Origin of the sequence: Thalassospira profundimaris (genome assembly GCF_003326755.1) — a bacterium.
Classification (GTDB): domain Bacteria; phylum Pseudomonadota; class Alphaproteobacteria; order Rhodospirillales; family Thalassospiraceae; genus Thalassospira; species Thalassospira profundimaris_B.
On sequence record NZ_JPWH01000013.1, the window covers coordinates 56,422 to 78,872 of the forward strand.

The following is a 22,451-nucleotide window of genomic DNA, read 5'->3' on the forward strand; positions in this document are numbered from 1 at the left end:
TGAAAAACCGGCCCAAGAATAATACCCGGACCGGTTTTTAGAAAGTATATGCTTTAGGGCGTTCGCAAAAGCGAAATCAGGCAGCTTTCTGCAGCAGCTTTTCCAGCTTGCCCGATGCCTTGTCCTTGTCGATCTTTTCGATCGCGGCCAGTTCGTCCACTAGGCGTTCAAACGCGGCTTCGTAAATCTGGCGTTCCGAGAAAGACTGTTCAGGCTGGGTGGCCGAACGATGCAGATCGCGCACCACCTCGGCAATCGAAACCGGATCGCCGGAATTGATTTTGGCTTCATATTCCTGTGCGCGACGCGACCACATGGTACGCTTCACCCGCGCACGACCCTTCAGGGTCACAAGGGCGGAATCCATCTGTTTTTTCGAGGAAAGCTTGCGCAGACCAGAGTTGCCCACCTTGTTGACCGGCACACGCAGCGTCATGCGGCTGGAATCAAAAGTGATCACATAAAGGCGCAGTTCCTGCCCTGCAATAGACTGGGTTTCGAGGCCGTCAACACAGCCGACACCATGCGCGGGGTAAACTACAAAATCGCCAACAGCAAAGGGCAACTTATCCGACATCAAAGCTTCCTTCCGGCCCAAACGGCCTGGTCATATAAAACACCTTGGTCCAATCGACGCGAAGGCACTGCACGACCATGCTTTTGGCTTAGTCGCGGTAACAGACAGGTAATAAAACGGAAATCCGACAGTGCGGAACGGAGCCTGCCGAGCCCTCAACGCGAGGAAGAACCATAACACAACTGACCGGCCGATCACAGAACTTTTCCGTGCGGCCGGGTCAATGCTGCCATGCGCAGAACATTCTTCCACGCTATTTCAAGGCCTTTTCAGGCGCTTAACCGATCAGTCGCCGGTGCCGGGCGCCTCGGACAGAAGTTCGGTCTTGCCCGTTTTGCCATTCCATTCATCGGCATCTGACGGTGCATCCCCTTTACGGGTAATGTTTGGCCAGATTTCGGCAAATTTACGGTTAAGTTCAAGCCAGTTATCCAAATTCGGTTCCGTATCGGGAATAATGGCTTCAGCCGGACATTCGGGTTCGCAGACACCGCAATCAATGCATTCATCAGGGTGAATAACCAGGAAGTTTTCACCTTCATAGAAGCAATCGACGGGGCAAACCTCGACGCAGTCCTGATACTTACACTTGATGCAGTTTTCCGTCACCACATAGGTCATGGTGTAACTCCGTACAGGTTGCGGGGCCTGTGGCGGCTGCGCCCACCGTCGGCCTATTGTTCTCTCTCTCGGGCATTGGTTATCACGCAGGGGGGCGGTGTGCAACTCCAATAAAACACTACTTTTTTTAGTAGTATTAATTTCAAAACCACCATTCGTGCCAATGTTATGAATGCGACATCATTTTGTAATTATTGTAAAATAATCCATCCCCAAGCAGGAATTATTTTGCCCTGCACACGCCCCGGAAGCCTTGCAACAATTGCAATTCTGCTGCCCTTAACATACTGTTTGCTTCCATGAATGGTCGTAGAACCATGTTTTGGGGTGTGGATAGCGGAGGCCAGCCTGAAAAATGCGCGGCTCCAGTGGCAGAATCGCCTGTCTTTCAAGCAGGCGCGGGCCGCTGTCATAATTACTTTGCTGATTGGTGTTGGCTTCAGTGCGCTCCAGATTCTCTGGGATTTGCATGGAGAACGTAACCAGATTGACAGGACCGTAAACCAGGTTCTGTCAACGGTGCGGGAATCTGCGACCCAGGCGGCCTATGGGCTTGATGAAACCCTGGCTGAACGCGTGGTTTCCGGCCTGTTTGAATATGAACCAATCTATCAGGCTCTTCTGCGCGATGATTTTGGCAATGTTCTGGCCAAACAGCAGCGCCAGCAGGCATCATCAAGCCTGAACTGGCTGACATCGATGATGTTTGGCGACAACCAGCATTACGAAATCCCGCTGACGATTGGCGACTCCGGCGATCTGGTCGGCTATCTGGAAATCGATGTGGATACCGGGCTGATTGCCGCAGGCTTCATCAACCGTTCCGCCATGATCCTGGCATCCGGGCTGGTGCGCAATTTCCTGCTGGGCATTGCCCTGACGGTCTTTTTCTATATTGCCCTGACCAAGCCCCTGTTAAGGCTGGTGCATTCGCTGCGCCAGGTGGACCCGGCCAGCCCCGCCACCACCAAGGTCGATATCCCCAGCAACCATTCGACCGATGAACTGGGCCTGCTTGCACAGTCGGCCAATGGCCTGCTGATGGAAATTGACGATAATTTATGGCGCCTGCGCGAGGCAGAACAAAACCTGCGCGAACGCGAAAGCCGCCTGCGCGGCATCATGCAGAACGTGGCAGACGGTATCCTCAGCATCGATTCGGATTGCCAGATCCTGCAATGCAACCCGGCCTGCCTGCAATTGCTGCATCTGCCCGAAGACACCGAACTGGTCGGGCATAGCCTGTATGACTATATCGTCGATGCTTCCCAGCTTAATCTGGCTCAGGTTCTTGAAAAGAACGAACGCGACGGCGATTCCTTCCGCCCGGTTCTGGACCGGTCTATCGAACTGGTTCTGCGCTGTGCCGATGGCAGCAAAATTCGTGTTGCGGCGGTTTTCCGCCCCATGCAGTTTGAAGAAAACCTGCTTTATACCGTTGTCTTCCACGATGTAACTGCCCAGCGCCGCTATGAAGAACGGCTGGTCTATATGGCCAACCATGACCCGCTGACCGGGTTGCCCAATCGGGCGATGCTCGAAATCAGCCTGCGGGAGGCCCTGCACAATTCTCACAACCCGGCAAACCCAACCTCCGAGGAGCAAAACCCCCGCCTGACGGCAACGGCCGTTCTGTTTATTGATCTTGATCGGTTCAAACTGATCAATGACAGCCTGGGACATGACTTTGGCGACCTTTTGCTCCAGGAGGTGGCCGATCGTCTGCGGGGGATCATGCGGCGCAGCGACACGCTGGGGCGTCTGGGCGGCGACGAATTCCTGATCATCGTGCCCCATCTTAGCGAAACGCAGGAAGCCGCGACACTGGGACAAACCGTAATTGACGCCTTCTCGCCCGCCTTTGAAATTCGTGGTCGGCACCTTTTTGTCACCCCGTCCATCGGCATCGCGCTGAGCCCGGCGGATGGTGACGATTTTGCCACCCTGATGCGCAGTGCTGATGCGGCGATGTATAGTGCAAAGGCGCGCGGCGGCGGGGCCTATCATTTCTTTACCAAGATGATGAACGAAAGTGCCGCCGCGCGGCTGGCAATGGAAAACGACCTGCGCGACGCCATCAAGCGCGAACAGTTCGAGGTTTATTATCAACCCAAAATCCACCTTGCGACCGGTCGCCTGTCCGGGCTGGAAGCCCTGTTGCGCTGGAACCGGCCAGGACGCGGGTTTGTTTCGCCCATGCAGTTTATCCCCGTTGCCGAAGAAACGGGACTGATTGGCAAAATCGGTGAATGGGTGCTGCGCCGCGTTTGCCAGCAGATCATCGAATGGGATGCCCAGGGTGTCAGCCCTGTGGTGGTTGCCGTCAATCTTTCCACCCGGCAACTGATCGAAGGCCGGATCACCGAAACCGTTGCCAACATTCTTCGGGAAACCGGTGTTCCACCTTCGCGACTGGTTCTGGAAATTACCGAAACCGTTTTGATGCAGGGCATGAACCGCGCCGTTGCCCTCCTGAGCGAAATCCGGCGTCTGGGTGTCCAGATCGCCATTGACGATTTCGGTACCGGCTATTCATCGCTGACCTATCTGAAACGCCTGCCAATCAATTCCATCAAAATCGACCGGTCTTTCATTCGCGATATTACCACCGACCCGGACGACGCCGCGATTACCAATACCATCATCCTGATGGGGCGAAACCTTGGTTTGCGCGTGATTGCCGAAGGGGTGGAAACCCCCGAACAGCTTGAATTCCTGCGCGCACATGATTGCGACGAGATCCAGGGTTTTCTCATTTCCGAACCCCGCCCCCCCGCCGAGATCGTGCCCCTGATGGAACAACTGGAACAGGCAGGGCAAACTGCCTTATACTAAACCATCAACACGCCTGTAGAAAACACCCGCCAGGTCTTTTGCTCCACCAGCTTCACGCTGCCCCAATTTGAGGATTTCATGTCACATCCCCGTTCCGTTCTTCTGGTTGATGACAGCAAATTTGCCCGCCTTTTGATCAAGGCCTTTATCGAAAGCGGGTTTCCCGGCTGGTCGGTTGACGAAGCCGCCGAAGCAAACAGCGCACAGCAAAAAGCCGATAGCAGCCGCTATGATTATTTTGTGATCGATTTCAACATGCCCGGCAAAAACGGGCTGGAACTGGGCGCGGATATCCGCAGGCAGCACCCCGATGCGACTGTCGCCCTGCTAACGGCCAATATCCAGCAGGACATTCAAAACCAGGCCGAGGCCCTTGGCATGGATTTCATTGCCAAGCCGCCCACGCAGGAAAAAATCACCGCCTATTTTTCAGCCAAAGAAGCCGCTCATGATTGATTTGTCCGATCTCGAACGCGATACCATTACCGAACTGATCAATATCGGGGTCGGACGGGCGGCAGCGTCACTTTCCGAAATGGTGGATCAATCAGTCGAACTGACCGTCCCCTCGATCAGTTTTGTGCAGCGTTTTTCCGATGCCAACCTGATTGCGGCCCCCGGTGAAGTTGTTTCCGCTGTCACGCAAAGTTTCAATGGCCCGTTTAACGGCGATGCCCTGCTGGTTTTTCCCGAAAAACGCAGCCTGGAACTGGTGCGTCGCCTGTTACAGGTCGATGTACCGCTCGACAGCTTGGGCGATCTGGAACAGGAAGCCCTGATGGAGGTTGGCAATATCATTCTCAATGCCTGCCTGGGCAGTATTTCCAATATCCTTGGCCATCCGATCAATTGTTCGATGCCGATTTTCCGCAAATGTGAAACCCGCAATCTGATGCCCGATGCCTGCCCACCCGGCACGTCGGAAACAGAAACGACCGCACCGTTTCTGTTGATTTTGCATGTTCAGTTCATGCTGCGGGAAAACGATATTGATGGATATGTGCTATTTGTTATGGACCTGGATTCAATCCAGACGTTAAAACGCATGGTAAATCGCTATCTGGAGAACGCACTCGGTTAGGATTATTCCGGCACCGCGTGCGACCGTCGCACCCGGCTGCAAGGAGCATCATAGCAATGTCTGATGGCAACAAAGACGGCCCGGCCAATATAAACCGTTCTTCAGCAAAAGACAGCGGAACGGTTTTGCACGACATTGCTGCATCATCACAGTCCGGCACTCCCCCCGCACCGGTGCAAACTACCTCCGGCCGCCCCGCATCATATGCGTTGCCAGATGCCAATCTGTCCCTTGCCCTGCTTGAAAACAGCGATGTTGGCATCATCGCGATCCGACGGGACGGTACCATATGTTTTTGGAATAGCTGGATGGAGCAAACCGCCGGCTTTAAAGCGGCTGATGTTTTTGGCAAAACCCTGAATGACGTTTTTGGCACGGCCCTGCCCAACCGCCTTCACACCGCGATTGACGACTGTCTGTCACTGGGAATGCCGGCGATGATTTCGCCTTCCCTGAACAAATCGGTGTTGCCCCTGCGCCCCCAGTCGCAATTTGCCCAAAAATTCCCGCAAATGCAGCAGTCGATCCGCATTCAGCCGGTTTCATTAAGCGACGAGGACGTTATTTGCGCCATTACCGTGCGCGACGTCACCCTGGCGGTACAGCGCGACCAGCTTTTGCGCCGCCAGGCCGCCGAACTGGCCGAACTCGTCACCAAAACCCGCCGCAGCGAGGACCGCACCCGCGCCATTTTGCAAAACACCATTGATGCCATCCTTGTCGCCTCCGAAGATGGCAACCTGGAACCGCTTAATGCCCGCGCCCAGGAGCTATGCGGTCCCCAGGGCGATCCGGAAATCAAGAATATCATTCAGTTTCTGCTGCCCGACTGCGGCAATAACCCGCCGCCCAAGCCCCCCAGCGACCGCCTGCTGACCGACCTTGGCACCGGGGTGATCGAAATTCTGGCCTGTCCGGCCAACGGGCACAATATTCCTCTCGAAGTCGCCATCAGCCATTTTACCGCCTATGGCCGCTATCATTACATCATTACCCTGCGCGATATTTCCCAGCGCAAACGCCACGAACTTGAAATCCAGAACACCATGCAGGAGCTTGAAAACTCCAATGCGGAACTGGAACAGTTCGCCTATGCCGCCTCGCACGATTTGCAGGAACCGCTGCGCATGGTCTCAAGCTATACCCAGCTTCTGGCCCGGCGCTATCGCGGGCAGCTTGATGATACGGCAGATGAATTCATTCACTATGCCGTGGATGGCACCCAGCGCATGCAGCGCATGATCGACGACCTGCTGACCCTCTCGCGGGTGGGGCGGCATGGCAAACCGTTTCAGCCAGTCCCCCTGACCGGCCTGTTTGACGCGATCGAAGCCAACCTGAAACGCGCCGAAGCCGCACCCGCGGGCAACGTCATCCGTCAACCCGGCCTGCCTGTTGTGACGGGCGATCCCAGCCAGCTTTTGCAGCTTTTTCAGAACCTGGTCTCAAACGGCCTGAAATACAGCGACCCGACCCATGCCGAAGTGCATATTTCCGCCCGCGAATTCGATAGCTTCTGGCGCATTTCCGTCTCCGATAACGGCATTGGCATCGACCCGCAATATCACGCCAGCATCTTTGAAATTTTCAAACGTCTGCATGGTTATGGCGATTATGCCGGAACAGGTATTGGCCTTGCGCTTTGCAAAAAAATTGTCGAACGCCACGGCGGCAATATCCATGTGGAAAGCGCACTTGGGGAAGGCAGTACCTTCCATGTCGATCTTCCCAAAGAGCACAACGTATTGTGATTGGGGATAAAACCGTGTAGTTTTCGTTTACGTAAGCGTAAACGTTAAAGATATTTCATGACCGACAGTTTTTCGATTACCGATCTTGCCCGCGAATTTGATGTCACCACCCGCACGATCCGCTTTTACGAGGATCAGGGCCTGATCGCGCCTGATCGCCAGGGACAAACCCGCATTTACGGCCAGCGCGACAGGGTGCGCCTGCGCCTGATCATGCGCGGCAAGCGACTGGGATTTGCGCTAAAGGAAATTCGCGACCTTTTGGACCTTTATGAAACCGACCGCAGCGAGATTACCCAGCTCACCATCCTGATCAACAAAATCGACGAACGCCGCGATACCCTGCGCAAACAGCGCGCCGATATTGATGCCACCCTTGAAGAACTTGATCTGCTTGAGGAAAACTGCCAGCAGGAACTCCGTCGCAAATCAGGCTGATGCCTTAAGATGCGGACTGATCGGTTTCTGGCAGGGGGACACGCGGCACCGAAGGACGGGAAAACAGAAAAACACATACCGGAATCGCCACCGCCAACTGCACCAGCGGCACCCAGTGCACCTGCACAAAAATCATCGACATGCCGATCATAACGGCAAAGGTCGCCGCCGCCATAATTTTGGCCCGCAGGCTGATCACACCATGATGTTTCCACTGCAAGATCGGCGGGCCAAGGCGCGGATGTTCATGCAGCCAGCGATGCAGGCGCGGCGACCCCTTGCCAAAGGCCCATGCCGCCAGCAACATGAAGGGGGTTGTCGGCAGCAATGGCAGAAAAATCCCCGCCACCCCCAGCCCGACAGACAGCCATCCCAACGCAACAAAAAGATGTCCCGGATGCAAAATTCAGCTCCTTGTACCGCCCGGCCCATTTGACGGGTTTCATTCTTTGGAATCTAGGGCTAGCATCCCTAAAGTTCAACTATTTGCAAATCATTATCAACACGACATGGCATATTTTCACATTTTTCCCGCTATCCTGCCCTGTTCCCGTGCCGGAGAACCGGCATGATTCAGGTTGGGAACGGCCTTTTTCTGGATGAAAGTCATCTGGAATTTCATTTTGTTCGGTCATCGGGGCCTGGCGGGCAAAATGTGAACAAGGTTTCAACCGCCGTACATATGCGCGTGCGGGTCAGCGAATTGACCGAATTGCCCGAACGCGTGCGCATCCGTCTGCGCGAACTGGCCGGCAGCCGTTTGACCAATGGCGATGAAATCATCATTGATGCCCAGCGTTTCCGCACCCAGGAACGCAACCGCCAGGATGCGATTGACCGTTTTGTCAATCTGGTACGCAAGGCCGCCGAGCGCAAGAAATTCCGTGTTAAAACCCGCCCGTCCCTCTCGGCCAAACGCAAGCGGGTCGATGCCAAGAAAAAACGCGGTGATGTCAAAAAGATGCGCCGCAGCCCCATCGACTGATCCTGTCGCCAACAAACCGGCCCCACCTATCCAACCTGTCCGGATAATACCTGGCCGTATCCTTATGGCGCATTGCAGCACGGGCATGGCCTGCCTATGGTTAAGCTATCACCCTGCGTTCCGAAAAAATGTGGAAACCGTCATGACCCCGGACTGGTCCCGAGTTGCACAGGCCCAAATGCCCGCCAATTGCGGATGGCAAGGCCATTATCGGGTGCGATATTCCGAAATTGGCGCAAATGGCCGTACCACCCTGCCCGCCCTGGCCGATTACATGCAGGATTCTGCCGGTTGGGGCGCAAAAGACCTGCAATTGGCCTATGACGATACGGTCTCGCGGGGTGTGGCATGGGTTTTGGCTCGCATGGTCATTCTGGTGCATCATTACCCGTCCAATGGCGAAGCACTGCGCCTTGAAACCTGGCCGTCAGGGTTTTCCCATCGCATGGCAAGCCGCGACTGGCGCCTGTATGATGAAGCTGGCGATATTTGTGCCGTTGCACAAAGTTTCTGGGCGCTATTCGACCTGAAACAACGGCGGGCGGCTCCCTGGCCGGACTGGCTGGTGGCACGCCTGCCCGATCCGCCCGGCCCCAAACTGCTTGAGGTATCGCCGCGCCCGGCTTCTCCGCCGGAAGATCTGGTCGCCCGCAACACCATGATCGCCCAGGCGTCGGATCTGGACATTTACGGCCATGTCAACAATGTCAGGCTGATGCAGTGGATCCTGGGAACAACCAATAACGGTCTTGCCAATTTTCAACCCAACGGCATCGATATTCAGTTCCGGGCCGAATGCCGCCTGCATGACCGCGTGATGATTCGTCAAACCGACGATTATGCAGCAATTTCCCGAACCGAAAATACCAGCGCGGCCGGTCATGCCCTCCCGACCGATCTTGTCCGCGCCCGGATCATGCGCTAACGCGATTTGTTTTGACCTCAGGCCTCTTCCATCGCATCGCATAACAGGGCAATAGGTTTAAAACTGCGGCGGTGATGAACCGTTGGCCCGGCATCGGTCAAGCCAGCCATATGTTTCTTCACACCATAGCCGGCATTGCCTTCCCATCCATAATGGGGGTAACGCACAGCCAGACGCGTCATGGCGCGATCGCGCACCACCTTGGCAACAATTGATGCCGCCGCGATAGAGAGCGATTTGCCATCGCCCTTGACCACGGTTTGCACCGGGCACGGCAGCCCCGGGTCCCGATTGCCGTCCACCAGCGCCTGATCGGGCACTTGCGGCAAACGGGCCACAGCCCGGCGCATGGCAATATAAGTCGCCTGCAAAATATTAACACGGTCAATCTCGCGCACCGACGCCGCCCCGATGCCAACAATCGCACAATCCATAATCCGGGCTGCCAGCAGGTCGCGCTTTGAGGCCGACAGCTTTTTGGAATCATTTAGCAGCGCGTACAAATCGCCAATGCGGGCGTCCTCGCGCGGTAACACCACGGCAGCCGCCACCACCGGCCCGGCCAGCGGCCCGCGTCCTACCTCGTCGATCCCGGCAATGATACCGCGATACTGATCTTCAATTTCAAAGTCGGGCATGGCTGTTATCGATCTGTGTTGCACTTGGTCTTACGGGTTGACTGACATCAAAGTCCCCTTGGTGACCCGCCCTTCATATCACGGGCCATACACCGAAAAACAGGGCGTTTTGGCGCATCGTTGCCTCTCGCCTAGTCTGGCCCGTAACAGACAGCCTGCAGTTTATTGCCATCCGGGTCGCGCACATAGGCGGCATAATAATCCGGCCCGTAATGCGGGCGTTCGCCCGGTGCGCCTTCATCCATACCGCCATTTTTCAATGCCAATTCGTGAAAGGACCGCACCTGTTCACGGCGTTCCGCCAGAAAGGCAATATGGGTGCCGTTGCCCCATGTTGCCGGGCGACCATCTTCGGGGCTGTAAATGTAAATCGTCGGCATGTGACTATCCCGTTCATAGGCCAGCGGCTTTTCAGGGGGTTTTGGCAGGCGGTCAAAACCAATTGCCCCCAAAACCGCATCATAAAACCGGGCCGACCGGGCCTTGTCATTGGTTCCCAGGGTAATGTGGCTTAGCACTGTCATCGAACGCGCGCCCCTTGTGTGGCATTAAGTTTTGTCTGCCCATGTCGGTCTTTGACACAGCATACCAGAAACCGCGCGCGGGTGTTTTCGCAAAAACCAGTGTGCAGAAACCCGCAAGACATTCCACCGCCCCAAACAAAACACCGGCCCTGCTGCCAGAACCGGTGTTTTTCATTTTCATGCCCAACAGATCAGAACGTCGCCTTCAGTCCTGCGGCAGTTTGCCCGGATCCCGGGGCTGTTCCTCGGGGTCACGCACATCAAAAGTGGCCCAGCCTTCGGCTTCGCCGGTATGGGGCAAATCATCCTTTGGGTCGACATGGCGCAGCAAATAGGCCTTGCCAATCAAATTCGCCGTGATCGGTGCGGTCAGAAACAGGAAAATCGTGATCAGCAATTCATGAATGGTAAATGTGCCGCGTTCAACCCAGAAAAACAGCATCGATGCAATCAGGATGGACCCGACCCCCACCGTCGTTGCCTTGGTCGGGGCATGAAGACGCATCAAAAGATTGGGCAGCTTGACCAGCCCGAACGACCCGATCAGGGTAAAAAGGCCCCCAATCACGATCAGAACGGAAATGACGAGTTCAACAATAAATTCCATCACATCCATTCCTATTCGATGATGTCGCCGCGCAGGACGAACTTGCAATAGGCCACGGTCGAAACAAACCCCACCATTGCAAACAGCAAGGCCGCCTCGAAATACATCGATGTGGCCCGGCCAATGCCATAGAGCACCAAAAGCGCGATACCGTTAATCGCCATCGTATCAACCGCCAGCACACGGTCGGCAATGGTCGGCCCGAAGGACAAACGCCACAGATTGATCAGCAACGCCAGGCCTGCGCAAACAAACGCAAAGTTCAGGGCATATTCAATCATTCAAAAATCTCCTTCAAACGGCGTTCGTAGCGCGATTTGATATCGTCAACCACACCTTGCGGGTCCGGGGCATGCAGGCAATGCACCAGAAGCGAGCGGGCATCACGCGATAAATCCACCGTTACGGTACCCGGCGTCATGGTGATGGTCCCGGCAAGGGCGGTAATCGCCTCGGGCGAGGTTAAATCCAGCGGCACGGTCACACTGGCCGGTTGCAGGCTATCGGCCTTGCGAAACAGCACCAGCCCCGCCACCACGACATTGGCAACCAGAATATCCCACAGCACAATCAGGCCATATTCGCAAATCGCCCAGATATTGCCGACCTTGGGCCGCCCCGGCCAGAAGCTCTGGCTGATCAGGGGAATAACCACCGCCAGAATAACCGCAAACAGCACGGTTCCGACCGAAATCTCGTTGGCCAGCATCACCCAGATACCAACCAGAGCCACACTCAGCAGCGGGTGGGGAAGATAACGTTTCAACATCATCACTGTCCTTTCTGCTGCTTATTGTGCAAAGGGCGCAACGGTGGTGACTTCGGCAACAGGGGCATCAGCCCCCATCACCGCACGAATATAACCGGTCGTATCAAACAGTTCGGCACTGGTATCATGCAAATACCCCGTGACCGGCCCGGCAAAAACCGTTAACGCCACCAGCATCGCCAGCATCATGCCCGTGGCGATAATGGCCTGTGGCGGAAAAGTCTGGTCCGATGCGGTTTGGATCTCGCCTTCGGTGGCCGAACTTTTCCAGAAAAGCACACTGCCCGCCCGGCCAAAGCCGATAATATTCAAAAGCGAGGTGCCCAAAATCGCCGCCCAGATCCAGATCATGTGGGGCGAATTTTGTGCTGCACTCAGGATTTGCAATTTACCCAGGAACCCCGAAAGCGGCGGCAGGCTGGCCATTGCAATCGCCCCCATGAAAAACAGGGCCGCGATCAGGCCGCTTTGACGAATTTCCGGAGCGGCATGCAAAATGCCGCCAAACTGCCCGCGCCGCGAAATCACCAGATCGGCAATCAAAAACAGCGCCGCACCGGCAAAGGTGGAATGCAGCATGTAATACAGGCCCGCTGCCACGGAATCCGGGGTAAACAGGGAAATTGAAATCATCAATGTCCCCATCGATCCAACAACAGCAAAGGCCACCATCCGGGTCAATTGTTTGGCCGCCAGCACACCGACCATCCCCACCACCAGCGTTACAAGCGCGGCTGGCAACAAATAAGGTGCGACAAGCCAGGAAAGGTCCCCTGCCGTTCCGCCAAAGGCCAGCGAATACAGCCGCAAAATGGAATAGGCCCCGACCTTTGTCATGATGGCAAACAGGGCCGCCACCGGCGCCGGAGCATTGGCATAGGTCCCGGGCAGCCAGAAGTGCATCGGCACCATTGCCGCCTTGATGCAAAACACCAAAAACAGCACCAGCGCCCCCGCCTTGAGCAAGGCCAGGTCACTATCGGGCACCAGCGGCACCTTCAGGGCCAGATCGGCCATATTCAGCGTACCGGTAACAGAATAAATCAGCCCCACGCCAATCAGAAACAGGCTGGAACCGGTCAGATTGACAACAATATACTGCATCCCGGCCTTAAGGCGCTCACCCCCGGCCCCATGCAGCATCAGGCCATAAGATGCGATCAGCAGGACTTCAAAAAACACGAACAGGTTAAAGAAGTCGCCGGTCAGAAACGCGCCATTGATGCCCATAAGCTGGAACTGGAACAGGGCATGAAAATGCTTGCCGCGTTTGTCCCATTCGCGCGAGGCATAAAACCAGACAATAATCGCCAGGATAGAGGTTAACAGCACCATCATCGCCGACAGACGATCCAGCACCAGGACAATGCCAAACGGCGTCGGCCAGTTGCCCAGCGCATACATTTCCGGCCCGGTATGGGCAGCATATGACACCAGGGCAATCGAGACGGCCAACAAGGCAACCACGGTAAAAGCCGAAAAAACGCGCTGCAATATCAGGTCATGACGGACTGCCAGAACAGTCAGTGCCCCCATAACCAAAGGCAGCACGACGGGAACGATCATCCAGTTACCCATTATTTCGTTTCTCCGGAATCAGTCGGGCCGCCGGGCAGGCCATCAACATGGTCATTACCGATTTCAAGATAGGTGCGCAAGGCCAGCACTACGATCACGGCTGTCATGCCAAAGGAAATCACAATCGCGGTCAAAACCAGCGCCTGGGGTAACGGGTCGGTATAACCGGTCGCGCTGTCGCTCAGGATCGGTGGCATATCCACCTGCAACCGGCCCATCGCGAACAAAAACACATTGACCGCATAGGACAGCAGCGACAATCCGATCACCACGGGAAAGGTCCTTCCGCGCAACAGCATGTAAACACCACATGCGCTTAAAAGGCCGATACTGCTTGCTACCAGAAATTCCATGATGATCAGACCTCGTTTCGCTGTGGCGACGTCAGGGGACGCGCCGTCGATGGATCATGGTCCATCGGTTCCGTATTGATGTCGCTATGTTCGGCCATGCGTTCCACCTGCGAGAGTTTGGCAAGGGCCAGCATCACAGCGCCCACCACCGTCAGGAACACGCCAAGGTCAAAGCCCATCGCACTGGCGAGTTCGATATCGCCAACAAATGGAATATGGAAATGTCCGAACGTGCTGGTCAGGAAGGGATAACCCAAAACCCAGGACGCCATGCCGGTAATCGCCGCCGCAATCACGCCCAGCGCAATCATCGCATGATAATTGGCGCGCATGCGGTTTTGCGTCCAGCCAAAGCCCGAGGCCATATATTGCATGATCAGGGCGATGGACACGACCAGACCGGCAATAAAGCCACCACCCGGTTCGTTATGACCACGCAGGAAGATGTAAACACCCACCATCAGGGACAGCGGCAGCATCACGCGTGTTGCAATCACCATCATCAACGGGTGGCGTTCGGCAGATTCCCGGTGTTCCTTCACCCAGTTCGCCAGCCTTTCGGCGGCTTTGCCGCTGGCAACACTTTCGATCAGGGCGAAAATCGTCAGCGCGGCAATACCCAGCACCGTAATTTCGCCAAAGGTATCGTAACCACGGAAATCAACCAGAATAACGTTCACAACGTTATGCCCACCGCCCTGCAATACCGAATTTTGCAGGTAATAATCGGCAATCGTCGTGCCATCGCGGGTCATGACCGCCCAAACAGCACCGCCCATGCCCAGGCCCGCCACTGCCGCAATCAGCAAATCGCGGAAACGGCGGCCCGATGTGCTTTCCTTCGGGGTTTCCTTCGGCAGGATGTTGAGCGCCAGCAACATCAGGATCACGGTGACAACTTCAACCGAAATCTGTGTCAGGGCCAGGTCCGGGGCCGAAAGGTAAATAAAGCCCAGCGAAACAATCAGGCCAATCACGCCGACAAACAGCAAAACCAGCAAACGGTTATAATGCAAAATCAGCGTTGCCGCACAGGTCAGCATCAAAAGTGCCCAGCCAATGACCACCGGCACACTGACCGGCAGCAATTCGCGCGTGCCCGGCATAAAGCCGTCATGGGTGAAGAACCCGGTAAAGCCAATCGCAACCGCCGCCAACAGCATAAATGCCAGATAAAACTGCAGTGATCCGCTATGGAACAGGTCGGTAACACCGCGTGCAACCCCCACCAGTTTCTGGATAAAGCAGTCAAACATGGCCTTGGCTTCGGGCCGTGACAGGTTTTTGGTCGCATTCATCAGGCCGCCATGCCGCCACAGCAATAACAGGCCGCCAGCAAGCGCAATCGCGCTTAACATCAGCGGGGTGTTAAAGCCATGCCACAGGGCAAGATGGAATTCCGGCAATTCACCGCCAATGACCGCGCGCGATGTCACATCCACCAGCGGCCCGGCAACCGCCGCCGGGAACAGGCCAATCAGCACCACCAGCACGGTTAACAGCGCAGGCGGGCCCCACAGACCAAATCCCGGGTCATGCGGATGATGGGGATATTCCTTCTGTTTCGGGCCAAAAAACACATGCACGATAAACCGGAAGGAATAGGCCACCGAAAACAGCGCACCAACCGTAACCAGCACCGGGAAAACCCAATCCTGCCCCAGCCACGCGGTATGCAGCGACTGATCCAGCATCATTTCCTTGGACAGGAAGCCGTTAAAGGGCGGGGTACCGCCCATTGATGCGGCGGCGATAATGCCAATGGTGGCGGCAATCGGCATCAGGCTGGCAAGCCCGCCCAGGCGGCGAATGCTGCGCGTGCCCGCCTCATGGTCAATAATGCCCGCCGTCATAAACAGGGCCGCCTTGAAGGTGGCATGGTTGATGATGTGAAACACACCGGCCACAGCCGCCAAAGGCGTGCCAAAGCCAAACAGCATGGTAACAAGGCCCAGATGGCTGACCGTCGAATAGGCCAAAAGCCCCTTGAGGTCATCCTTGAACATCGCAATCCAGGCCCCCATCACCATCGTGATCAGGCCCGATGTGGCGACGATATAAAACCATTCATCCGTACCCGACAGCACCGGCCACAAACGCGCCATCAAAAACAGCCCCGCCTTGACCATCGTGGCAGAATGCAGATAGGCCGAAACCGGCGTCGGGGCTGCCATTGCATGGGGCAACCAGAAATGGAACGGAAACTGTGCCGATTTGGTCAGACAGCCCAGCAGGATCAACACCGTTGCCAGGGCATAAAGCGGCGATGATTTGATCAGATCGCCATTCTGCAAAATCACGCTGATGTCATAAGAACCCACGACATGGCCCAGTATCAGCATCCCGGCAATCATCGAAAGCCCGCCGGCCCCGGTGACGGTCAGCGCCATCCGCGCGCCCTGTCGCCCTTCGGGCAGGTGTTTCCAGTAACCAATCAAAAGGAACGAGCTAAGCGAGGTCAGTTCCCAGAAAATCAGCAACAGCAGGATATTGTCGGATGTGACAATACCGACCATTGCGCCCTGGAATAACAGCAGGAACACATAGAACCGCCCCATCGGGTCATTCTTGGACAGATAAAACCGGGCATAAATGATAATCAGCAGCCCGATTCCCAAAATCAGGGTGGCAAACAGCAGCCCCAACCCGTCCAGGAAGAAATTCACATTCAGCCCCAGCGCAGGCAGCCATTCATAACGAACGTGTATAACCTCGCCCGCCATCACGGCCGGTGCCAGTGACGCCAGCAAAATCAGTGCCGTCAGCGTAACCGCACCCGTCGCGGTTGCACAGGTGTTGCGCCCGGCCCTTATCAGGATTGCTGGCAGCAACGCACCAAGAAAGGGGAGCAAAACAATGAGGGTAAGACTCATGAAAGACCCTTGTTTTTAGGAGAATGACGCAACGCCCCGACGCGCGCGGCAAGAAAATTCTGGCAGAACCTAATATTTGTGCGAAATGTGGTCAAGAAAACCCCACACGCTTTACTTTTCTTGCTTAGGGCGCAGACCCGGAGGGGTCAAGTGAACCTGATCACCCAAGAAAAAGCGATGTTTTTGCCGTTCTGGCAATAAGTTTTTCTGATTTTTCCATATAAAAGAAAGACTAACGCCGTCCGCGGGCCAGTTTTCGCGCATCGGGCATCGCCCGCAGGCGCGCCATTGCCATTACCCCCATCACAGGGCCAACCGCCAGCATGGCAAAGGATACCCACCAGCCAAAGGCATCGGCGACCACAGGCACCAGATGGATCGAGACCAGGGCAATGAAAAAACCCACCGCATTTTGCAGCGTCAGCGCGGTGCCCACATGGTCCGGTTCGGCCAGTTCAATCACGCAGGACGAAAACTGGGCGGAATCCGCAATCACGGAAATCCCCCAGATCAGGCAAACAATCACCAGTACCGGCAGGGGCGCCGCCGCCAGTGCGCCTGTGAACAGGGCGCACAGGCCGCTTATGCTCATGGCGGAAATGGTAATGGTGGTACGTCCCCAACAGTCCGCCCATATCCCGCCCAGCAAACTTCCCAGCGCACCAATGCCAATAATGGCAAAGGTGGTTAAGGCCGCCCACAGCGACGCATCATCAACGCCCCGTGCCTGATAAGTGCGAAACAGAAACAGCCCCGTCCAGCCCCACATGGCATAAAGTTCCCACATATGGCCGAAATAACCATAACCGGCATGGCGCAACGCCTTATTGGCAATGATATGCCGAACCGCGCCCGGATCAAACCGGGGGGACCGGCCAACAGCCCCGCCCAGTTTGACAAACAACACCCCCAGGGCCGCCAGCCAGGCCGATCCGCTTGCTGCGACCATCACCAGCCGCCAGTCCAGCGGTAGGGCGACCGAAAATAAATGTGGCAAAGCCGAACCCAGCGTAAGCGCCCCCACCAGCAAACCGACCAGAAAGCCGGTATCGCCCCGTGCCCAGGTCGCCACCATTTTCATGCCAATCGGGTAAATGCCCGCCATGCAAATGCCGGTTAACAACCGCAGGAACATAACCGCGATGCCATCCACCGGCACCGCCAAAATCAGGATATTGGCACCCCCCGCCACCAGCGCGGACAGGGCAAAAAAGCGCCTGGGATCCAGCCGGTCGGCCAGACCCAAAAAGGCGCTGGCAAGCGTGCCCAAAATAAAACCCATCACCACCGAACTGGTAAAAAGCGAGGATTGCACGGCCCCCAAATGGAATTCCGCCCGCAATTGCGGCAACACCGCCGTTGCCGAAAACCACAGCGACAATGCCAGCAACTGGCACACCGTGATCAGGCTGACGTCAAAGACTTTTTTCATGTCCACAACAGGTTGCCCATGCTGCCCCCATTTGTTGTCCAAACCTCCCGGCACGCCCGCCACGCCGGAAAGCCCCCAAAATCGTGATGTTACATAATTTCTGAAAATCAGGTTCACGACAATCGGTTGCCAGCGTCAAAAAACCACTCGACTTAACAGTCTTCCTGCCAATCAGCAAAACTATCAGGAACTCTCTCATGACGTCGAAACCCCAACTCAAAATTACAACATCACCGCTAACGGCTGATGGATTTCCCTATAATTACAACACGGTTTACAAAGACATCATTGATAATGCGGTGTCCGGCGGTGAAGGCACGCAATACTATTTGCAACATGTTGGAAAATTTGCCGATTTTGCCTCCTATTTACAAAAAAAGGGCGATGCGGCCTATCACTATGAAGATGGCCCGAACGGATCAAAACAGACGACGGCGACCGACGGGCAAACCACCTTGCGCATCAATCTTCAACTCGCCGGGCCGAACGACACGCCATTATATGCCGCCGCCCACGACACCATGCCGCCACCGGCACACGGTCTTGCCACCATTCAGCTTCAACTTCCCGCGCCGGAATCAATTAACAAAATCATCAATTTGGCCGTCGGCCTTGCCGAACTGCCGCCAGGCATTGCAGCAGGCAAAGCCCTGATCGACGCATTGTTCAAGCCGATCCTCAAAAAACTGGCAAACATGTTTCAAAAATGCCTGGATAACTGGGCAGACATGGAACTGGACGGCGATCTGGATGCCGCAGGTGACGCAATCAGCGATGCAGCCGCCGACGCCGCAGACAGTGTTGGCGAAGATGCCGCCGAAATTGTTGTGGAAGACGTCGCAGCCGATGCCCTGATTGATCTTTCAGCGGTGGCCCCGCCACTTGCCATTCTGGGCGCGGTCATTGCCATTCCCTTTATCGTCGGTGCCCTTGAAAAGAAATTCATCCTGCATTTTGAAGTCGATAACTTCACGGATTATGACGTTGTCTGGAAGGTGGAATATGTCGATGAAGGCTCCATGACCTCCCAGCCCAAAGAAACCACCATTCCCAAGCTGGGCAAAGCCACGGACATTTGGGGCGATGAAACAACAGTCAGTGTCGCCTACCAGGCCAATTACAGCTCGATGAATAAAAGCGGCTTTACCGGAATTGGCCTGGTGCTGCATCTCACTCCCCAAAATGCAGGCCCGGAAACCGATATTGCCGCCGTCATTTCCATCCCCTGGATTGCAGACAATGTCCTGTGGCTTGGCGATGTGCCTGCCAAACCGGACTGGCAACAGATTTACGATAATGCCGCGCGCCGCGACGCCAAAATCACGGTCGAACATACCAATCTGAAATTCTACACACGACTGGCGATCAATGCCCTGTCGGGCAATCATGACGAATATTACTGCGTCATTCGTCTTGAAGCATTGTGAGGCGGAAATTCCCATGACACAGCAAGTTAGCAGCGACACACTTCAGGTGCGCTATGCCCCGATTACAAACGGGTTTCCCATTCTGGAAACCGAACAGCTTTCCACCACCCTGAATGCCGCCCTTCAGGGCGGTGAACCCACAAAAGACTTCTTTTCCCAACTGAACCAGACCGCCATTTTCTGGCAGGACATCGCCGCGGGGACTCTCTCCTTTGTCGATGGACACGATAGCGCCGGTCAGCCGATCGTCATGGCGTCAAGCGGCAACATCAACATGCGGATTTTGGCCGAATGGTCCGGTCGTCCATTCACGCCTGATACGCCGATCGGCACCATTTTTGTTGAACTTGGCAATACTGAAACCAAAGTTCAGCAACTATTGGCCGCAAGTATCATGCTAGACAGTCAGCCGCCCGCAGGCACGATAGACGAGCCGTTTTTCAATTCGCTTCGTCCGACCCTGTATGCAGGGTTTGCTGATTTGTTGAAAGGCATTGCCGGTCAGCTTGCCAGCATGGCGTCAACCGAAGATCCCTCGATTGATCCGCAAACGGCCATTGTCAGCATCATTACCACGGCATCACAAAAAACCATCAGTGCGCTGGGTTCCCTGGCAAGCTGGGGACTTAAAAAGGTTCTCGCAGATTTTAACGAAATGGCCTTCAGTCTCGGGGTTGTTGCCCCCTTGATGGCGGTCCCCCTGGTTTTTGAATATTTGTCCCATCCGATGTTTTTATCCGTGATGGTCATCAATAAAAGCAACAGAACCATTGATCTGACACCACTTGACCAGATCCATGGCAAGGCTTCGGTGAACTGGCCTGCATCCAGTTTGCCCGTCCCGGCAGAGGTCCCTGGTAATGCCAGTGGCACCCTGACGGGCACCCTTCTGCAAACGGCACTGTCCCAATATATCAACAGCAACACCTATGGGGCGATCGGCCTCGTCCTTTCCTGCACAGGCACGGCAGAATCCCCCATTCGCGACGTTATCTCCGTGCCCTGGTCGGGTGACAATACCATTTGGGCCGGCGCGTCCAATGAAGATGCGGCAACAATCTGGGAGAGTCACAGCGGGTCCCCGCATCAACTGACATACCATACCGATGCCCAAAACCTGCAAATAGATATGGCAATCAGTGCGCTAAACGGCACCACGGATGACAGGTACTGGTATGGCGTTCTGATCGTCATTTCCTGACATCCAACTTTTCCACAATCCGATTTTTCATCAACGGAGCATTCTCATGTCTGCGAACGATACCAATACGGCCAAACTCACCACCAAACCGATTACAAGGGGCGGTTTTCCCAATGTTGTGAACGAAAATTTCAGCAAGGTGATCAACGAAGCCAAGGCCGGTGGCGATGCCTTGCAGAATTTTTATGACAGCATGAACCAGACATCCGATTTCTGGGGCTGGCTTGCCACCAATGCGCAAAGCCAAGACAACCCCTTTGCACCAGGCAAAGACAAGGATGGCAACCCCATCATGATGGGGTCCAATGGCAATGTCGATATGCGTTATGGCGCCTTCTATCGCGGCAATACCATGGCTGCCAGCGCGGATGCTGCGGGTGACAGCGATAACCCGCCGGTTGTTGGCGTGGCGACCATTCAAACGGGCAACACCACCAATGCCCTGTCAAAAACCATGTCCTTTGCCGTTTCGGTTGCCGGGCTTCCGGCAGGTATTGTACTGTCGCAAAAGCTGTTTGCCGACCTTCTGAAACCGCTTTATGGCAATATGAAAACCTGGCTGACGAAAAACGCCGAAACCATTCAGGAAGAATCCAGCGTCGAGGACCCGGCGGTTGACCCCGAGGAAGCCGCCGACGATGCCCTTTCCGATGCCTCGGAAGCTGCCGAAGAAGTGGGCGGTGAACTGGCAGAAGAAGGTGTTGAATATGCGACCATTGACTGGGCATCGGCGGGTCTGGAAGTGGCCGGTATGGGTGCAATTGCCGCCTTGCCGCTGATCGTTAGTGCCCTGGGCCATAAAATGATCAACTCGGTCTTGATCATCAATGAAACCGAATATGATTTTGCCTGGGACATCGCCTATCAGGATGCCGGCAAGACATCGGTTTCCCCCAAAACAGATAACGGCAAAATCATCCCGCAATTGTCCTACTATACCGACATGTGGGGAGATGAAACCTCGGTCAAATGTGCTTACGAGGCCTCGTTCCAGTTCATTAATTCCAGCGATCTGGGCTCGATTGGCAATCTGATTACGCTAACGCCCAAAAGTGGCTCTTCCACGCCAGCAAACCTTGTCATCTCTATCCCGTGGGACGGGGAAAATACCGTATGGGTCGGTGAAAGCAGCGGCAGCGCGAAAGATACCTACGACGCCAATTCACAATCGAACGGCAAGCTCAGCGTCACGCACGATTTTGACTGCTACAGCGTTACGGCGGCCATCAGCAAACTCGATGGCGAAACCAAGGGGCAGTATTTCTACGGTGTTCTCGTTCACATCACCCCGAAACAGTAAACCGTTTCGAACCTTCATTCCGTCCCGATTTCAAACAATTCCGCAGGAGAAATCCAATGGGTTATGGCGCCTTCATGAAAGTCACGAACAACCGTGACGAAGCGATGAAAACCTACGTCACCGACGTGAACTGCATGTATCAGAATGGCGGTGATGGCAGCCATCTTGAATATTTCAATGATCTTACGATCCAGGCAAACAGCAGCTATCCCGCCTCCGGCCACGGGGAATATATCGAGGCCAAGAACAGTGGCAGTTGCTTTTTTGAATCTGCCAGGTTCAAGATCAAAATTACCAACCCCACAACGGGGGTGAATTTTGGCACCCTCAGTTTCAGTGACAGTTCAGCCGATTGGAACCTCACCGACAATACCAACGAGGATTCCATTTACGTCAATATCGACAATTCGGGGGATCAGGCAGTCATTGCCATCACCCTGGCCTCGTCGGGCTGATCTTATCCAATCGGAGAATGCGGCCCGATTGACCCAAACCGGGCCGCATTTTAACCGTGCCTTATGTCAGGCCGCAAACCG

At 55.3% G+C, this 22,451-nt stretch carries 23 protein-coding genes; 11 read left to right on the forward strand and 12 right to left on the reverse strand.

All coding sequences use genetic code 11. The features are described 5' to 3' along the window. Window positions 1-76: 76 nt before the first annotated feature. The gene (locus tag TH25_RS15465) at window positions 77-577 is read right to left on the reverse strand and encodes a CarD family transcriptional regulator (protein WP_114089264.1); all 501 of its coding nucleotides are present in this window, start codon (window positions 575-577) and stop codon (window positions 77-79) included. Between the two features lie 285 nt (window positions 578-862). Then, window positions 863-1,198: a ferredoxin FdxA gene (fdxA, locus tag TH25_RS15470; protein ID WP_114089265.1), complete on the reverse strand. Its 336-nt coding sequence runs from the start codon at window positions 1,196-1,198 to the stop codon at window positions 863-865. 303 nt (window positions 1,199-1,501) lie between these two features. On the opposite strand from fdxA, the gene TH25_RS15475 reads away from it, so the two are divergent. From TH25_RS15475 to TH25_RS15495, 5 genes are all read left to right on the forward strand, one after another. Then, window positions 1,502-4,033, forward strand: a complete 2,532-nt coding sequence (locus TH25_RS15475; protein ID WP_258549180.1) for an EAL domain-containing protein — start codon at window positions 1,502-1,504, stop codon at window positions 4,031-4,033. A 78-nt stretch (window positions 4,034-4,111) separates the two neighbouring features. After that, window positions 4,112-4,489 (forward strand): response regulator transcription factor, encoded by a 378-nt coding sequence (locus TH25_RS15480; protein WP_114089266.1) that lies wholly within the window; start codon window positions 4,112-4,114, stop codon window positions 4,487-4,489. Beyond that, a complete protein-coding gene (locus tag TH25_RS15485; RefSeq protein ID WP_114089267.1) occupies window positions 4,482-5,114 on the forward strand; it encodes a chemotaxis protein CheC in 633 nt (210 codons plus the stop codon). The genes TH25_RS15480 and TH25_RS15485 overlap by 8 nt, the downstream gene beginning before the upstream one ends. 56 nt (window positions 5,115-5,170) lie before the next feature. Further along, window positions 5,171-6,865 (forward strand): ATP-binding protein, encoded by a 1,695-nt coding sequence (locus TH25_RS15490; protein ID WP_114089268.1) that lies wholly within the window; start codon window positions 5,171-5,173, stop codon window positions 6,863-6,865. Between the two features lie 57 nt (window positions 6,866-6,922). Next, entirely contained in the window at window positions 6,923-7,303 is a 381-nt protein-coding gene (locus TH25_RS15495) for a MerR family transcriptional regulator (protein WP_114089269.1), read from the forward strand. A gap of 4 nt (window positions 7,304-7,307) precedes the next feature. On the opposite strand, the gene TH25_RS15500 is transcribed toward TH25_RS15495, so the two are convergent. Beyond that, on the reverse strand, window positions 7,308-7,706 hold the full coding sequence (locus tag TH25_RS15500; RefSeq protein ID WP_114089270.1) for a YbaN family protein: 399 nt from the start codon (window positions 7,704-7,706) through the stop codon (window positions 7,308-7,310). Between the two features lie 165 nt (window positions 7,707-7,871). Between TH25_RS15500 and arfB the strand changes: the two genes are divergently transcribed. Together arfB and TH25_RS15510 are read left to right on the forward strand one after the other, a co-directional pair. Next, on the forward strand, window positions 7,872-8,288 hold the full coding sequence (arfB, locus tag TH25_RS15505; protein WP_114089271.1) for an alternative ribosome rescue aminoacyl-tRNA hydrolase ArfB: 417 nt from the start codon (window positions 7,872-7,874) through the stop codon (window positions 8,286-8,288). 142 nt (window positions 8,289-8,430) lie between these two features. Further along, on the forward strand, window positions 8,431-9,213 hold the full coding sequence (locus TH25_RS15510; RefSeq protein WP_114089337.1) for an acyl-[acyl-carrier-protein] thioesterase: 783 nt from the start codon (window positions 8,431-8,433) through the stop codon (window positions 9,211-9,213). Window positions 9,214-9,230: 17 nt separating this feature from the next. Here the strand turns inward: TH25_RS15510 and TH25_RS15515 are convergent, their stop codons facing one another. The 9 genes from TH25_RS15515 to TH25_RS15555 all read right to left on the reverse strand — a co-directional run bounded on the left by TH25_RS15515 (window position 9,231) and on the right by TH25_RS15555 (window position 17,987). Further along, window positions 9,231-9,851, reverse strand: coding sequence for a ribonuclease HII (locus TH25_RS15515; protein WP_114089272.1), 621 nt, complete (start codon window positions 9,849-9,851; stop codon window positions 9,231-9,233). Window positions 9,852-9,982: 131 nt separating this feature from the next. Continuing rightward, a complete protein-coding gene (locus tag TH25_RS15520; RefSeq protein ID WP_114089273.1) occupies window positions 9,983-10,375 on the reverse strand; it encodes a VOC family protein in 393 nt (130 codons plus the stop codon). A gap of 205 nt (window positions 10,376-10,580) precedes the next feature. Beyond that, window positions 10,581-10,982, reverse strand: a complete 402-nt coding sequence (locus TH25_RS15525) for a Na+/H+ antiporter subunit G (RefSeq protein WP_114089338.1) — start codon at window positions 10,980-10,982, stop codon at window positions 10,581-10,583. Window positions 10,983-10,993: 11 nt separating this feature from the next. After that, window positions 10,994-11,263 (reverse strand): K+/H+ antiporter subunit F, encoded by a 270-nt coding sequence (locus TH25_RS15530; RefSeq protein ID WP_073955598.1) that lies wholly within the window; start codon window positions 11,261-11,263, stop codon window positions 10,994-10,996. Beyond that, the gene (locus TH25_RS15535; RefSeq protein ID WP_258549181.1) at window positions 11,260-11,754 is read right to left on the reverse strand and encodes a Na+/H+ antiporter subunit E; all 495 of its coding nucleotides are present in this window, start codon (window positions 11,752-11,754) and stop codon (window positions 11,260-11,262) included. The genes TH25_RS15530 and TH25_RS15535 overlap by 4 nt, the downstream gene beginning before the upstream one ends. Before the next feature lie 18 nt (window positions 11,755-11,772). Further along, window positions 11,773-13,329 (reverse strand): monovalent cation/H+ antiporter subunit D, encoded by a 1,557-nt coding sequence (locus TH25_RS15540; RefSeq protein ID WP_114089275.1) that lies wholly within the window; start codon window positions 13,327-13,329, stop codon window positions 11,773-11,775. Beyond that, window positions 13,329-13,682: a Na+/H+ antiporter subunit C gene (locus tag TH25_RS15545; RefSeq protein WP_114089276.1), complete on the reverse strand. Its 354-nt coding sequence runs from the start codon at window positions 13,680-13,682 to the stop codon at window positions 13,329-13,331. Before TH25_RS15545 ends, TH25_RS15540 begins: the two co-directional genes overlap by 1 nt. Before the next feature lie 5 nt (window positions 13,683-13,687). Beyond that, window positions 13,688-16,555 (reverse strand): monovalent cation/H+ antiporter subunit A, encoded by a 2,868-nt coding sequence (locus tag TH25_RS15550; protein WP_114089277.1) that lies wholly within the window; start codon window positions 16,553-16,555, stop codon window positions 13,688-13,690. A 232-nt stretch (window positions 16,556-16,787) separates the two neighbouring features. Beyond that, window positions 16,788-17,987 carry an MFS transporter gene (locus tag TH25_RS15555; RefSeq protein WP_114089339.1) on the reverse strand — a complete coding sequence of 400 codons (1,200 nt, stop codon included), beginning with the start codon at window positions 17,985-17,987 and terminating at the stop codon, window positions 16,788-16,790. Window positions 17,988-18,184: 197 nt separating this feature from the next. Here TH25_RS15555 and TH25_RS15560 point away from each other — a divergent pair, with 197 nt between their 5' ends. The 4 genes from TH25_RS15560 to TH25_RS15575 are packed head-to-tail and all read left to right on the forward strand — an operon-like array spanning window position 18,185 to window position 22,370. Next, window positions 18,185-19,414, forward strand: coding sequence for a hypothetical protein (locus TH25_RS15560; protein ID WP_114089278.1), 1,230 nt, complete (start codon window positions 18,185-18,187; stop codon window positions 19,412-19,414). A gap of 13 nt (window positions 19,415-19,427) precedes the next feature. Continuing rightward, window positions 19,428-20,615 carry a hypothetical protein gene (locus TH25_RS15565; RefSeq protein WP_114089279.1) on the forward strand — a complete coding sequence of 396 codons (1,188 nt, stop codon included), beginning with the start codon at window positions 19,428-19,430 and terminating at the stop codon, window positions 20,613-20,615. Between the two features lie 46 nt (window positions 20,616-20,661). Then, window positions 20,662-21,915 (forward strand): hypothetical protein, encoded by a 1,254-nt coding sequence (locus TH25_RS15570; protein ID WP_114089280.1) that lies wholly within the window; start codon window positions 20,662-20,664, stop codon window positions 21,913-21,915. Window positions 21,916-21,971: 56 nt separating this feature from the next. Then, window positions 21,972-22,370, forward strand: a complete 399-nt coding sequence (locus TH25_RS15575; protein WP_114089281.1) for a hypothetical protein — start codon at window positions 21,972-21,974, stop codon at window positions 22,368-22,370. Window positions 22,371-22,451 lie beyond the last annotated feature (81 nt).